This window comes from Undibacterium sp. GrIS 1.8 (genome assembly GCF_040544445.1).
Lineage (GTDB): Bacteria > Pseudomonadota > Gammaproteobacteria > Burkholderiales > Burkholderiaceae_D > Undibacterium.
Genome location: NZ_JBEONQ010000001.1, coordinates 65495 through 79414, shown reverse-complemented (window position 1 = coordinate 79414; position 13920 = coordinate 65495). Strand labels below are relative to the sequence as shown.

The 13920-nt window shown below is 48.9% G+C and carries 14 protein-coding genes; 2 read left to right on the top strand and 12 right to left on the bottom strand.

Annotation, left to right across the window (positions count from 1 at the left end; translation table 11 throughout):
• Positions 1–408: 408 nt before the first annotated feature.
• The 12 genes from AAKU64_RS00370 to AAKU64_RS00315 form a co-directional block, all read right to left on the bottom strand.
• The gene (locus AAKU64_RS00370) at positions 409–1437 is read right to left on the bottom strand and encodes an adenosine deaminase (protein ID WP_354329181.1); all 1029 of its coding nucleotides are present in this window, start codon (positions 1435–1437) and stop codon (positions 409–411) included.
• Entirely contained in the window at positions 1434–2429 is a 996-nt protein-coding gene (xdhC, locus tag AAKU64_RS00365; RefSeq protein WP_354329179.1) for a xanthine dehydrogenase accessory protein XdhC, read from the bottom strand. Before xdhC ends, AAKU64_RS00370 begins: the two co-directional genes overlap by 4 nt.
• A 254-nt stretch (positions 2430–2683) precedes the next feature.
• On the bottom strand, positions 2684–2941 hold the full coding sequence (locus tag AAKU64_RS00360; protein ID WP_322120359.1) for a BTH_I0359 family protein: 258 nt from the start codon (positions 2939–2941) through the stop codon (positions 2684–2686).
• Between the two features lie 627 nt (positions 2942–3568).
• Positions 3569–4042 carry a GTPase gene (locus AAKU64_RS00355; protein ID WP_354329177.1) on the bottom strand — a complete coding sequence of 158 codons (474 nt, stop codon included), beginning with the start codon at positions 4040–4042 and terminating at the stop codon, positions 3569–3571.
• 6 nt (positions 4043–4048) lie between these two features.
• Positions 4049–4804, bottom strand: coding sequence for a response regulator (locus AAKU64_RS00350; RefSeq protein WP_354329175.1), 756 nt, complete (start codon positions 4802–4804; stop codon positions 4049–4051).
• A gap of 84 nt (positions 4805–4888) precedes the next feature.
• Positions 4889–7243, bottom strand: a complete 2355-nt coding sequence (locus AAKU64_RS00345; RefSeq protein ID WP_354329174.1) for a sensor histidine kinase — start codon at positions 7241–7243, stop codon at positions 4889–4891.
• The gene (locus AAKU64_RS00340; protein ID WP_354329172.1) at positions 7240–7848 is read right to left on the bottom strand and encodes a DUF4390 domain-containing protein; all 609 of its coding nucleotides are present in this window, start codon (positions 7846–7848) and stop codon (positions 7240–7242) included. The genes AAKU64_RS00345 and AAKU64_RS00340 overlap by 4 nt, the downstream gene beginning before the upstream one ends.
• A 113-nt stretch (positions 7849–7961) precedes the next feature.
• Entirely contained in the window at positions 7962–9686 is a 1725-nt protein-coding gene (rsmB, locus tag AAKU64_RS00335) for a 16S rRNA (cytosine(967)-C(5))-methyltransferase RsmB (protein ID WP_354360802.1), read from the bottom strand.
• 295 nt (positions 9687–9981) lie between these two features.
• Entirely contained in the window at positions 9982–10848 is an 867-nt protein-coding gene (locus AAKU64_RS00330) for an alpha/beta hydrolase (protein ID WP_354329168.1), read from the bottom strand.
• 24 nt (positions 10849–10872) lie between these two features.
• Positions 10873–11217 (bottom strand): DUF1840 domain-containing protein, encoded by a 345-nt coding sequence (locus AAKU64_RS00325; protein ID WP_354329166.1) that lies wholly within the window; start codon positions 11215–11217, stop codon positions 10873–10875.
• Positions 11218–11431: 214 nt separating this feature from the next.
• Complete coding sequence (locus tag AAKU64_RS00320; RefSeq protein ID WP_322120351.1) at positions 11432–11689, bottom strand: TIGR03643 family protein; 258 nt, start codon at positions 11687–11689, stop codon at positions 11432–11434.
• Between the two features lie 69 nt (positions 11690–11758).
• Complete coding sequence (locus AAKU64_RS00315; protein WP_354329164.1) at positions 11759–12271, bottom strand: hypothetical protein; 513 nt, start codon at positions 12269–12271, stop codon at positions 11759–11761.
• A 203-nt stretch (positions 12272–12474) separates the two neighbouring features.
• Here AAKU64_RS00315 and AAKU64_RS00310 point away from each other — a divergent pair, with 203 nt between their 5' ends.
• Positions 12475–12993, top strand: a complete 519-nt coding sequence (locus AAKU64_RS00310; protein ID WP_354329162.1) for a hypothetical protein — start codon at positions 12475–12477, stop codon at positions 12991–12993.
• Positions 12990–13877, top strand: a complete 888-nt coding sequence (locus AAKU64_RS00305; RefSeq protein ID WP_354329160.1) for a sensor histidine kinase — start codon at positions 12990–12992, stop codon at positions 13875–13877. Before AAKU64_RS00310 ends, AAKU64_RS00305 begins: the two co-directional genes overlap by 4 nt.
• The last annotated feature ends 43 nt before the right edge of the window (positions 13878–13920 follow it).

Sequence of the window (13920 nt, the reverse complement as noted above, 5' to 3'; positions counted from 1 at the left end):
GATATGCAAAAATAATGTTTTGTTTATTTGCTGCACTGCGATATAGTTACACCTGTCTCCTCCAACACCGTAAAGGTTTGGATTTCAGCCCGCACACTCTGCGGGCTTTTTTTTGCCTGAAATTTTGCGATGATTTTAATTGGGGGCATCTGAATTTATGCGATCTGATATGACGTTGTTTTGCCGCGATAATTTGTGATTGAAAATATACTGCTGTAAGTATATTTTAGACGTCCAAATAATGATTGGACATTAAGCCTAATTGCTAAAATTTTATGGGGAGTATATTAATTTGGCGGCAAGCGGTTGTAGCAAACAAGCCGCAACTTGTATTGGTTATGTTGATCTTAGTCGAGTCGCTAAACGCATATGTCAAAAATTTAAACCGCTTCGTCAGATCAGCTTACATCAGTGTAGACGCACATATTCATCTAACTCATTCAGCCACACCTGCTTTTGTTCCGGCGATGCGAAGGAAGCACAGAAGCTGTTTTTTGCTAACTGTATTAATTCGGCGCGTGTCAATTCCAGCGCGTCGGCTGTGGCGATGAAGTTAGTATTCATATAGCCACCAAAATACGCAGGATCGTCGGAGTTGATGGTGATGCACAGACCCGCACGCAACATGCGCGCCAGATTGTGCTGACGCAAATCGGATACTACGCAGAGTTTTAAATTAGATAAAGGGCAGACCGTCAGTGGTATTTGTGTTTGCTGCAAACGCTGCATCAGCGCGGCGTCTTCCTCCGCTCTGACGCCGTGGTCAATGCGTTCTACTTGCAAGACATCAAGTGCGCTGTGGATGTAGGATGGCGGGCCTTCTTCGCCTGCATGTGCGACCAGGCGGAAACCTAGCTCTAATGCTTTGGCGAATACGCGGGTAAATTTTTCTGGTGGATTGCCAACTTCGGCAGAATCAAGGCCGATGCCATTCCACAGATCGGCATATGCATCACGCAGCGCTATGGCGGCATCCAGCGTAGCGAAGGCGTCTTCTTCGCTGAGGTGGCGCAAGAAACATAAAATCATACTGCCAGAAAAATCATGTTCTGCTTTGGCCTCGCGCAAGGCGCGTGCAATACCAGCGAAAACGACCTCAGTCGTAATCCCTCTGGCGGTATGCGTTTGCGGATCAAAAAATAATTCGACATGGCGCACATTGTCAGCCAATGCCCGTTGGATGTAGGCCATGGTCAAATCATAAAAATCCTGCTCGGTCTGTAACACTGCAGCACCAGCGTAATACAGATCCAGAAACGATTGCAGGTCACTAAAGTTGTATGCAGCACGGATATCTTCTACAGATGCGTATGGCAGTTTGACCGCATTGCGTTGCGCCAGTGCGAACATCAATTCTGGCTCAAGCGAGCCTTCAATATGCAAATGGAGTTCGGCTTTCGGCAGACCACAAATAAAGTCGTGTAAGTGATTACTCATAGCGTTGCTGTACTCAAAATAGAAGATGGATTAGTCGGTATGTTTGTAACTGAGTTTGCAACTGCGTTTATAACTGAGTTTATAACTGAGTTTGTAGCTGCATTGATAGACAGTACCGGGTTCGCTGGCAGTGCAGGGGTGGTTGACCATAACTGCAATAATTGTGCGGCAACTGCAACCGCAATCACGCCTGGTTCTTTGCCTGGGATACCTGGCAAGCCGATAGGGCAAATCATGCTTTGTAATGCTAGGACGGGAATGCCACGTTCTTTTAAGCGATGCTCAAAACTGGCGCGTTTGGTCTGCGAGCCTATCAGTCCAAACCACGCTGCGTCGCCCCGCTTTAAAATTTGTTCGCTCAAGCGTAAATCTAAGCCGTGATGATGCGTCATGACTAAAAAATAAGTGCTGGTTTCAGCATGAGCGATGACGGCTTCCGGTGTGTCGGTAGCTTCGGTTTGTACGTTAGCAGGTAATTGTGCCGGGAACAAATGATCGCGTTCGTCTACCCAGAGAATCCGGCAAGGAATTTGCGACAAAACCTGCACTAAGGCGGCACCGACATGACCAGCACCAAATAAAATCAGTTGCGGTAACACCGGTCGCTGTTGCTGAAAATGACTGAGCTGCGTCGTAAATTCTGCATCGCTCCATTGATCCAGGCGGTCAAACTGAATCTGCACAGCGCCACCGCAACATTGCCCCAGACTAGGGCCAAGTGCCAGTTTTTCAGTACGTGGTGAGCTTGTTTTAAATAGGGTTTCAGATAGCCACAAACGCGCCATTGCCAGCGCTTTCCATTCCAGATGCCCGCCACCTATCGTGCCGTATTGCGTCGCGGGTGTGACCAGCATACGGGTGCCTGTGCCACGCGGCGTAGAGCCAAGTGCCGCGGTGATGGTAACTAATACCGCATGACGCTGATCTGACGACGTGCTACTGAGACTTTGCAAGCCACTGAGCCAATCGAGCGGGGAAATGGACGAGGACATGATAGAGGCGTTTAGTGAGGCTTAGTAGCGTTTAGTCGGGTTTAGTCGCGCTGGGTGAGGGCATTAATGCATGAAGTTTGACAATAGCATTTCTACTATCTCGTTGCATACAGCTAAGTGTATGCGAGCCATCACTGGTAGATGATTGAATAACCCTGAGCGCAGAGCGTGCTCAGGGTCATGTAGAGCTTGTGTGATTTGAATAGATCGCTATCTTTTACGACAGTTGACTTACTGATATGCACAGTGCGTGCTTAGTGCAGTTGTACCGATTGCTTCATGTAAGAATCGAACTGACCCAGAAAATCATCGATATCTTCGATGCTAGGTTCGCTGGCAATTAATTCGTGGACATCTTTGCGGAAGTTGGCAGCTAGCGGGCCGCCGATAAACCATTCGCGACGCACCGATTTATCGGTAATTTCATAACCGCCAAAGCGTAAAGCTTCATGGTCGGTGTCGGCGCCGTATTCAAAGACGCTGTATTGCTCGCTGTTGTAGATGAGATTCATTTTGCATCCTTTCTGGTCGGAAATCGTTGGTGGTTTCAATTTCTGTTACTAAGGACATGGTGCTGATCTGCGCAGATTTCAAGCCTCCCCACTACAACTGCCTTCTTTAGCTTGCCACCTCATATTACCTTTGACTTTGTATTTTGCTGGAATATTTTGTATCTTTGTCTTATTAGTGTTACGGCCGGGCAACGCAGAGCTTTAGCTTTTTCGGACTTAGGTGGATTCTTTGCTAAAGAAAATAGCTCAATATTGAATGATTGAGACCGACTCAATTAAATGATTTTATTTATATCTGCAGGAGTATATTTTATTGTCCATGTAATGATTGGACAATACGGCTATTTTTGTAAAAATGGTGGGGAGTATATGATTTTACGAGCTTTAACCCAGATTTTCCATTAGACCGCTACTACTTCGCAAAAAACGCAGAGGGCATGCGGTGTTAAGCGGGATAGCACGACCGCGATTCGAGTGGGATCGCTACAGCGACAATTGCACCTTTGGCGAACTGCCTGGCGTTGTTGCTCCTCCTGGCAAGATGCAGCTTGCGTCGTCGTCGCGTCTAGCCAGTCAGTCCGCCAAAGGCACACTTGTCGCTGTTCCAATGGAAAATCTGGGTTTAATTTACCAGCCAGAGCTTAAAATAATATCTGCATCGAATCTCAGCAAGTCCACATACGGCGCTTGTGATAAAAAGTCACGCAGTTGTGTTAAATGCTCTGGATTGCCTAGTGCCAGAAACAGATAATTGGGTTTTTGTCGTAACAGGCGATTGAGTGTAACGCGCATGGCGAGGTTGCCTATGCAACACATACAGCCGGGTGCGATGCGTTGTATTTGTAGTGTGGGTTTGAGCTTTGTCTGCGGTGCTGTTGCCGGATCAGACAATCTATCGTTGATGACTTGGAGTGCCAGTTCACCGCTAGGCAAGCCTTCCAGTATGACGGCGACAGAATTTGCGCTATGGATACCGGCAAGGACTTGCATCTTTTTTACAGCGGCAGCAATCGCAGACTCTCTTTGCTGATAACTGCCGCCGCTGACCAGCGTGACTGATGTAGGACATGTGGGCAACGTACGCAAGTTAGATTCTTGCATGCAGTTTTATTCGCCGCGTTTGGCGTATTTAACTGACTCCACTCCAAGTTGCTTTAATTTACGATACAGATGCGTGCGTTCTAAACCCGTTTTTTCTGCTACGCGGGTCATGCTGCCGCCTTCGCGGTTGAGATGGTATTCAAAATAAATACGCTCAAAAGCATCGCGTGCTTCTCTCAGTGGCAAATCGAAGGACAGATTGGCAAACTGATTATTCACCGCCGGTAGAGGACTTTGCGCCGTCGTAAAATTGCGCTGATCAAAATTGCTGGCGCTGGAGGCGAAGCTACTGGATGTCAGGCTATTGGAGTTACTCAAGCTATTGCTATTACCACTGTTGCCAAGAGAGTCGCCAGTTATTACACGTAAAGCGGGTGCGGCAGGACGGGCTACTTCTGGCGTGCGCGTCAGACCTTGCTGAACTGCTTTCAGCAGCTTTTGCAGGGCGATGGGCTTTTCTAAAAAGTTCAGCGCGCCAATCCGGGTGGCCTCGACCGCAGTGTCGATGGTGGCGTGACCAGACATCATGATGACGGGCATCGTCAACATACCGTCGCGTTGCCATTCTTTGAGGAGTGTGACGCCATCGGTATCTGGCATCCAGATATCCAGCAACACCAAGTCAGGGCGGGATGCCGCTCTTGCTTCGCGCGCTTGCTGGGCATTTTCTGCCAGTTGAACGACGTGTCCCTCGTCGCCTAAAATCTCCGAGAGTAGTTCCCGGATGCCCATTTCGTCATCGACGACCAATATGTTTGCCATAAATTACCCTATTAAATTCTGGTCCATTACCATGCAGTGTTCCTCTGGTGGGTTCCATCGCACATAGCAATAGTGGAAATCAAATTAAACGACATTTGAATCCGGTGCTAACTTTAACAGCAAAATCGATATTTTTGCACCGTTTGTATCGCTACGATTTTGAATATCAATTCTACCGCCATGTTCATCAATAATTTTTTTCACCATCGCCAGGCCTAAACCGGTGCCGCGTGGTTTGGAAGTGGCATATGGCTCAAAGGCGCGCGCTAAAATTTTACTAGAAAAACCGGGGCCGTTATCGATGATAGACAGCCGCACCGCAGCGCGTTCTGCCTTGTCGGCGCTGGTATAACGAACTAGCTCCGCGACCACATCAATTTGCGGGATCGCGCCTGGTTTGGCGTTGTCAGCAACCGCATCTTGCGCGTTTTGTAAAAGATTATGGATTACCTGGCGCAGCTGGGTAGCGTCACCCATGACTGAGGGAAGATTGCTGGCCAACTTGAGTTTGATCGCATCCCGCCCATCGCCAGCCATATACAAATGCAGTACTTCATCAATTAAGGCTGCCAGATTTAACGGTGTCAGCACGGCGGGCGGTGTTTTTGCGTAATCGCGGAAATCATCCACCATGCGCTTCATCGAGGTTACCTGATTGACAATCGTGGTTGTGCTTTTCTTAAGAATAGCAACATCAGCTTCGCTCAGCTTGTCTTGCAGCTTCATCTGCAAACGTTCGGCCGATAACTGGATCGGTGTCAGCGGGTTTTTGATCTCATGCGCTAGTCTTCGCGCCACTTCGCCCCAGGCGATTGAGCGCTGTGCCGAGATAATATTGCTGATGTCATCAAATACCACCACATAACCGTTACCCGAAGAGACCGGCAAATGTGAGCCGCGTGCCAATAAGGTAATGCCTTGTTCTTCGGTATTATTAGGCGCTGTGCTTTCAGTTCTGTTGGTTTGTAGTCGTGGAATTTCGATTTGCTGCTGCCAATGCTGTGCGTTCTCATCCTCGCCACCGGCGGCGGATTGTGCATGCTGCTCAGAGAATGCTTTATCGACTGCCACGGCGAAGCCGCTCATGCCTTCGATCTCGCTGATTGGCTTGCCGATGTCATGCTCTAAACTGCGTTGCAAAATCCGCTCTACTGATTCGTTACAGGTGACTAAATTGGCATGCTGATCAAGCACCATTACACCGGCGGACATGTTAGCCAATACGGATTCTAAATAGGCTTTGGCGTTTTCTAACTCGCTACGGTTTTTCTCCACTGCGGCACGCGCATCAAATAACTGCCGGGTCATCGTGTTAAACGATTGCGTCAGACTACCGAGTTCATCTGATGTTGTGATGATCGGCCGTGGTGAGAGATTACCTTCTGCTACCGCTTTGGTACCTTCGGCTAATAAAAGAAGAGGGCGCGCCAGCTCGCCGGAGATCAGAAAAGCGCTGGTGACTGCGGCAAAAATTGCCAGCAATAACGTCAGCGTGAGGGTAAAGATATACATGGTTTTCAAGCTGCCGCGTCCTAAAGAGCGGACTTGATATTCTGCCGACGCATTGCGCAGTGCTTCTGCATGCGTGGCGAGCGTGGTAGGTACGGGATGGATTAATTGCAAATAAATTGCTTCATTTTGCAAAGACAAACCACTTGTGTTGGTGCCAGTGGCGGAGTGCAGGGCAATCACGACGCGCGAACGTAACAGATCGCGTGGCTCCGCTGGCAGAACGGGGCGGCTGGCGCCGGCATTAGCGGCACTATTGTCAATAAACGAGACCGGTTCAGAATTGCCCTCAGTCGCGGCATAAGCATGCGATACCCGCGCCTGCCGTATCATCGCCGGGGTAGGCAAATCTGGCACCAGTCGCCCCATATTAGCGGAGGCGGTGGCAATAACGCGTCCTTTGCTATTAACGAGAGTGGCGTCTTGCACATCGAGCTGTTCTCGTAAGCGTCCCAACCGGATAGACAAACTCATTTCAGATGGTTCTGATAAGCGGCCGGACATATTTTGTGCTTTGGATTCCAGATCGGCTAATGAGAACTCGAGCGCACTGCGTCCCAGATTTAAGCCCGATTCAATCGCTGCTTCGACTTTGACATCAAACCAGGATTCGATAGAGCGGGTTACGAATTGCACTGATACGACGTAAATCACCGCGCCCGGCAAAATCCCTACTAACGCAAATAACATGACCAGACGCGTCATCAGGCGAGAGCCAAACTCCTTAGACCGATAGCGGCGCAACAGGCGCCACAGAAGAGTGATGACTAACACCGACAGCGCAAAAGCAATGACTGCATTCGCCCCCAGCAACCAGCCGTAATAATGCTCAAAATTGGCAGAATTTTCGGATGCAGTGGTTAAAAAGAATAGCAAGATGCTCATCAGAGCACCGCCAATAATCAGGGCATACCGGAGAAAACGTGTCACTTCTCTTCCGCCTTGAAGGTGAACTGTTTCCAGTCCGAGGCAAGCCGCCAGTCGCTATTATTTAAAGCGCTGATCAAAAACGGTTTCGGTAGCTGGCTTAGATCAAGTTTTAAACGAACTGCTACGTTGTACACTGCGCCATTCGTCAGAATGCCATGCTCTACAACGATCCAGCGCCTGGGGCGAAGTACCACGGCCATTGCTTCGCTAAGGCTGTCAAATGTTTGCTGTACGCCATTGTTGATCGTCGCAGTATATTTGAGCGTCAAAATGTTGTAGGCGATGCGGACGGTCTGCGACGAGCGTATGGTTTTTTCGTCAAACCAGTACCAACGCGGTCGGCTTAGCTCAACCTCGGTCGTAAATACCATCGGTATGCCGCGGGTGATCGCATCTTCCAGCCCGTGACTTAACTCAAAAGCAAAACCGGTAGCAATCCGGTAACCTTCTTCGGTGGTTTCCAGTTTTGCCAGGGTCACCTCAACATCGGCGGCCAAGGCCGCTGGTGCAGCTAAGGCAGTAACGCAGGCAAATGCCAGCATCAACAGCAAGTTGAACCATCCGGCCAACAGGCCGTTTAGTAAATGAATAGAGCGTCTGATCATAAAATTATGATGAGGCGAAACAAGGGTCATGATTGTCTGATAAGTATGAGTGCGGTTTTTCGCATCATAGCTTGAAAGTCGCTCTGAATTTTATTAAGTTTTAGCAATAAGTGCTAAGCGGCGGGTTTTTGAAACAAAGCGTAGAACAAACCGTCATGATCGTTGTTCTCAGCCGACGTTGTGTCTGATTCTGTTGCTTGCTCGGCGGTCTGTTCCGTTGTCTGCTCAGTTATCCGATCAGCCACAATGGCGGTCGGCAAAAGTTGACCAGGTGCATCCAGACGGATTGCGTTATGACGTTTTGCAAAAGCCGCTGCCTGCAATTCAGACTCCATTGGCCAAATAGAACAAGTGACCAACAGTAATTTGCCCTCTGGTTTCAGCATGCGCCATAGATTGTCTAAAATCCGGGCGGATAAGGTCGATAACTGTACTGCATCCGCCTTGCGCCTTAACCAGCGGATATCCGGATGACGGCGCACCACGCCGGATGCGGTGCAAGGAATATCTGCCAAAATCCGGTCAAACCCTTGTTTATCCCACCAGCCAGAGCGGCTGGCATCGCCTTCTTTCACCTCTGCTGACAATTGCAAGCGCGCCAGATTTTCGTCAATCCGCCCCAAGCGTTGCGGGTCTGCATCCAAGGCTAATAAATCGACATTGGCTGTTTCCAGAATATGGCAAGACTTGCCGCCGGGAGCAGCGCAGGCATCTAGCACTCGCATACCGTCTTGTACATCCAGCAAACTTGCTGCTAATTGTGCGCCTGCATCTTGTACTGAAACCCAGCCTTGCTCAAAACCAGGGATTTGTGCCACCGGCACCGGTTTTGTCAGGCGCACTGCATACGGTCCGATTTGGATTGCCTCTATGTGTTCGCTTGCCAGCGTTTGTAGATACGCCTCAGTCGTGATCTGACGACGATTCACCCGCAGCGTCATCGGCGGATGTTGATTGCCTGTGCGCAAAATTGCTTGCCATTGATCAGGGTAAGCCGCCTTGCATTGATCAATCCACCATTGCGGGTAATTCCACAGCGCCGCTGGTTGTTTGATCACGGTAGCCAGCAAACTGTCTTGCTCACGCAGAAAACGCCGCAAAATCGCGTTGACCATGTTTTTGGCATGCGCCATGTGTGAACTGGATGCCGCCGCATTGACTGCTTGGTCGACCACCACAAAGGCTTCGTACGGCAGTTCCTGATCTTCTTCCGCCTCATTTTTGACCAGCAAGGTCAACGCACAACACAGCAATCCGTATAACAAAGCTGGTTCCGGTGCTTTGGTCGTCATCAAGGTGAGTAAGGCATCAACCCGGCCAACCTGACGCATGGTGCGATAAGAAATGTCTTGAATCGCCCCTTTAATTTGCGGCGTTGCCTTGCTTTGTGTAAACACTTTAGCCAAGGCTTGTGGCAATGCCACGCCGTCTAATACATAGGCTACTGCTTGCGCCGCCCCCACCAGACTAAATGCGAGCGAATCTGCTTTGATATCCAGATACTCGATGCCCGATGTGTCGTGTACATAAGCGTTTGGCTGCGCGCTAGGGGCGTTTGATGAGCTTGACGGGCTTAATGAGGCTGGCACTACAGGTCTGGCCGCTGCTGCATCAGTTGCCGTCGGTTTGCCGGGCCGACGCTGGTCTGTAATGCCATTAGATGACGGGGAGGATTTTGGCGCTGGTGCTAATGGTGCCGACCGTGCCGGTTGGCCGGACTTTGCATATGGCTTAGAGGTCGCTGGCCTGCCTGATTTATTGGTCTTATTGTCCTTTTGGACAGCGCCTGATGCGGCAGTTTTAGTGATCTTTAAGGTTTTTCTTGGCGGTTGTAGCATATGTGCATTCGTTTAGACAATTTTGGCTGCCAGTGTAACAGCCGCGCCAGCGTATTCGCTAAAAACGCGTTCCGGTCAGCCAGCTTTTGAGGTAAAACCGTTTGCCACTGAGAATTACAAAGGCAAGGAGAAGATCGTGAGAATAACTAATAATTCGATATCAGCCAATATCAAATATCCCAGGTTTTAATATACTCCCCCATTTTTATCTAAAAAATGACGTATCAGGCAGGTTTTATATGGACAACTAATATATACCTGATGGGAGTATTTATGTTTTGTGACTAAGCTGTTGTTAGGCTGCGATGAAATGTCGCTGCACCAGCCATGTCCGCACATCGTCAAAGACACGGGTGGCTTCCAGCTCGTTAAAAATTTCGTGATAAAAGCCGTCGTAAAAATGCGCTTGCGCAGTTTCTTCCGGTAAACGGGCAAAAAAGCGTTGGCTGCCCTCGGGGTCAACCAGATGATCATCGCCTGCCACGATCATTAGCACGGGGATTTTAAGTTGTGGCGCGTGATCATGGGCGTATTCCATCGAGGCCAGCATACTATTTAATAAGCGGGCGCTGATTTTGGAGTGCACCTGAGTATCGTTGATGTAGGCCTGAATTACCTCGGCATCATGCGACAAATACTTTGTTTTTAAACCATTAGAAACACCAAGACCAGGGAACAAGACACTGGCAACTTTGAGTAAGGCTAGCTGCATGCCAGACATCGGTAATGCCAACGCCGGGGAAGACAAAATCAATCCACGGATAGGCGCCAAACCGGCAGTCGCAAAACGCGCTGCAAACAAGCCGCCCATGCTGTGCCCTAACAATAGCGGCGGCGCAGTCAGATGTTTACTGAAATCATTAATCACCAGTCTGGCATCACGCAGCAAAGATTCTTCGTCAGAACTATCGCCACGCGCACCACCAGATGCACCATGGCCACGATGATCATAAGTACGTACCGCAAATCCCAATGCGTTAAAAAACCGCGCCACATGTGCATAGCGACCACAATGCTCGCCCAGACCATGCATGATCACAATGCCATCGTGCACCGGTTTTTTGTCATCCGTCAGAGACAATGGCCAGTCACGCACAAAGAGCGACGTACCGTCACTGGCGGACAAGCTAAACTCTAGCGTTTTATCAATATGCGATGTCATCGCTGCCTCCGGCGCGGGACTAAACTAAACGCCCCACATTACTTCTCTTTGCATTTTATGCGCTGCATGCAGCATTTCAAGCAAAGGATATGCGCGGCTGGAGAAGCTGACGGTCTCTGTTTTTTCATGCTCGTTATCATGCTGATCGTCGTGGTGGTGCGCGTCAATATCGCGTTGCAATTCTTCCGACACACTATGTGCTTTGCTGTCAGCAACCGCAGCCTCGATGACCTGGATCGCATGTTCAGTTTCTGCTGCAGTGATAATGCCTTGATCGACATTTTTATTCAGCATGTCCAATATCCGACGCGCATGTTCTTTGTACATGGTGACTTCGGTAGCGGCTTTCGATTTGAACGTGATTAACATGAATTTTCCCTATTGATAAATATGAGCTGATGCTATTTTTGATTGAATTTGGTGGAGTCTTGCAGGGCTTGCACAAAACCGCTATCGCAGCCTTGCTATAACAGTTTTCTTCATTGGCGCTGGTTGATGAATAGTTCAGTTAAGCTTCGGATTAATGATATGCCTAAAAATTAGCCTCGGCAATTCTTAACCCATTCAGCTTACCTAAGTCACATCAACGGGTACGCTGATCTTCTGAACGGAAGCGCGTCACTTCAGGATCGCGCAAGGCTAGGTGCTTGGTACTGCGCCCCGTGACCCGTTTGCGCCACATCTCAAAACTGGATCGCTTCATATATTTACGCATGACAGCGATTACGTTTTTCTCGTCCAGCCCGAATTGTACTTGGATTGCCTCAAACGGCGTCCTATCTTCCCACGCCATTTGTATGACGCGGTCGACTGTTGCGGTATCAAGTTCTGGTAATTTCATACAGTGTGAGTCTCAAAGATAAAAAGATAATGGTTTTGCGTAAGTCCGATTACTTACTTAATCAATGACTTAATTAATTTTAAATGAGGTCATAAAAGTATCAATCACATCAGGGGTGACGGCTTTTTCTCGCCCCATAATCACCGCCTGATAAACCCAAGGCCCACGTGTGATAAACCGCGCTACCAATAGTACTGGTTGACCATTTTGCAAATTGCCGTGCGCCTCAACATCAACTGAATGCTCAAGTTTGCCTGGTTTTTCGCTCACGATGGTACCGTGGATATTATTGATCATGCCATTTTTCATGGCTGCCAATACCATAGCAATTTTGCTCGCATCCTCAATTTTAGCGGTACCGATGGCAAAGCTCACGCCGTCTACGTCTGCGCCTGTCATTTCCATTTTAAACTGCGTACCCTCCAACTGCATATCGCGTGAAAAACTGGCTGGCTTGGCGGGCATTAAAACTGTGTAAGGTACATCGCTGCCACGAACCTCACGCCAATCGAATTTAGGTGAGCAAGCACACAATAAAAATGCACAAGCAAGTGCGATCAGGTGAGGGTAACGACGTGGCATTTTTGAGGATAAAAATAAAGGCATTTGTACAATCAGTTAATAAGGGAAGTTCAAATTAAGGGCAGTTCAAATGATTTGGTTAAACCGGACGCAGCTAAGATAATGTTTTTCTTATAGAAGTTCTTCTATTGTATGTTACAAGCGCCAATTAGCTATTTAGCCAGAAATAAAGCCGAAGTCCTTGTACAGATAGCATTGGGTTTTTGCCTGACTACCGTTTATCCGGCACATCGACCAATAAAACCCTTAAGTCAGCAATCGGTCGTATCGTGCTGGTGACGGTGGCTGGTCCTCAATATAGTGTGCATATCGGCAGCAATGCCTTGGGAACTTCTAACAACCAATGGAGCATGATCATGCAAGAGCAAACACAACAAACAAACTCGCAAACACAAAAACCAGAAAGCACATTCGACGCTGTTACCGCTTTATTGAGCGAATTGTGGACGACTGTCATCGATCTTGCCCGCACCGGTCTGCGCTGGCTGCGCCGCTTGCCTGCGCCGCAATTGCTCACCTTGTCGATTGCATTAGCCATCGTGCTGACCATTTTGCCTTTGGCTCTGGTGTTATTTCTTAGCTTTTTGATGATTAAGCTCTTAATTTTGGTGAGTGTCTTAGCCACCAGAAAAAGTCGTCAACGCGCCACACGTCTTGAGCATTCCCGTTCAGTAGCGGGGAGTCATCCTGATCAGGGCGATCAGAGTGGCGGTGGACAATGAAATCCAATGGAAATAATCGCATTTTGACGATCGTTTTAGACATCGTTGAAACCACAACCGTATTGTGGTGGCGGTTTTTTGATTGGCTGGCGGTGGTGTCCTGGCAGAATCTGGCCATTGTCTGCTTTGCGGTGATGATGGTCGTCGGCCCGATATTGCGGACACCTGAATTAGGCGCGTTTTTTGCCATCAGCTCGGTCGCTATCAAAGTGCTGGCAGGTGGCAAGCGTCAGGCTGATTTAAAAGCGGCCGATGCCACTACCAAGGCCAATGTCGAAGCCTTGGAGCGGCGTTTGATGGAAGCGCAGATGGCAACCTTGCAGGCACAGATTGAGCCGCATTTTTTGTTTAATACCTTAGCCTTGATTGGTCAGCTGATAGAAACCGATCCGCTACAGGCTGCACAAATCCACGCCCATCTGATTCAATATCTACGCTCGGCTTTACCGCAAATGCGTGAGCAGGGCGGTGGCAGATTAGGGCAGCAGGTCGCGCTGTCGCGGGCTTACCTCAATATTATGCAAGCCAGGATGCGTGAACGTTTACAAGTCAATTTCGATGTTCCTGTGCACTTGGCAGACGCTGCTTTCCCGTCGATGATGTTACAAACCCTGGTTGAAAATGCGATCAAACATGGTCTGGAACCGAAGACCGAAGGCGGCATAATTCATGTCAGCGCCGCTGCCGCAGGCAACTATTTGCAAGTCAATGTCAGAGATAGTGGCATTGGCTTTAACGTCCACGCCGATGATGGCATAGGTTTAAGTAATATCCGCGAGCGGCTAAAAATTCTATATGGACAAGATGCGCAGCTGATGATTGAGGCACCGATTACCGGTGGAGCGATTGTGAGTATTCGCATACCGTATTCCGGACGTGCTTAAGTCCTATCGAATCAACAAGTGCAAAATCTTAAATTTGTAGAGT

Excerpts from the sequence above, each read along its gene's own strand:
- AAKU64_RS00370 (WP_354329181.1), bottom strand. The coding sequence starts at position 1,437 with ATGAGTAATCACTTACACGACTTTATTTGTGGTCTGCCGAAAGCCGAA.
- xdhC (WP_354329179.1), bottom strand. The coding sequence starts at position 2,429 with ATGTCCTCGTCCATTTCCCCGCTCGATTGGCTCAGTGGCTTGCAAAGT.
- AAKU64_RS00360 (WP_322120359.1), bottom strand. The coding sequence starts at position 2,941 with ATGAATCTCATCTACAACAGCGAGCAATACAGCGTCTTTGAATACGGC.
- AAKU64_RS00355 (WP_354329177.1), bottom strand. The coding sequence starts at position 4,042 with ATGCAAGAATCTAACTTGCGTACGTTGCCCACATGTCCTACATCAGTC.
- AAKU64_RS00350 (WP_354329175.1), bottom strand. The coding sequence starts at position 4,804 with ATGGCAAACATATTGGTCGTCGATGACGAAATGGGCATCCGGGAACTA.
- AAKU64_RS00340 (WP_354329172.1), bottom strand. The coding sequence starts at position 7,848 with ATGATCAGACGCTCTATTCATTTACTAAACGGCCTGTTGGCCGGATGG.
- rsmB (WP_354360802.1), bottom strand. The coding sequence starts at position 9,686 with ATGCTACAACCGCCAAGAAAAACCTTAAAGATCACTAAAACTGCCGCA.
- AAKU64_RS00330 (WP_354329168.1), bottom strand. The coding sequence starts at position 10,848 with ATGACATCGCATATTGATAAAACGCTAGAGTTTAGCTTGTCCGCCAGT.
- AAKU64_RS00325 (WP_354329166.1), bottom strand. The coding sequence starts at position 11,217 with ATGTTAATCACGTTCAAATCGAAAGCCGCTACCGAAGTCACCATGTAC.
- AAKU64_RS00320 (WP_322120351.1), bottom strand. The coding sequence starts at position 11,689 with ATGAAATTACCAGAACTTGATACCGCAACAGTCGACCGCGTCATACAA.
- AAKU64_RS00315 (WP_354329164.1), bottom strand. The coding sequence starts at position 12,271 with ATGCCACGTCGTTACCCTCACCTGATCGCACTTGCTTGTGCATTTTTA.
- AAKU64_RS00305 (WP_354329160.1), top strand. The coding sequence starts at position 12,990 with ATGAAATCCAATGGAAATAATCGCATTTTGACGATCGTTTTAGACATC.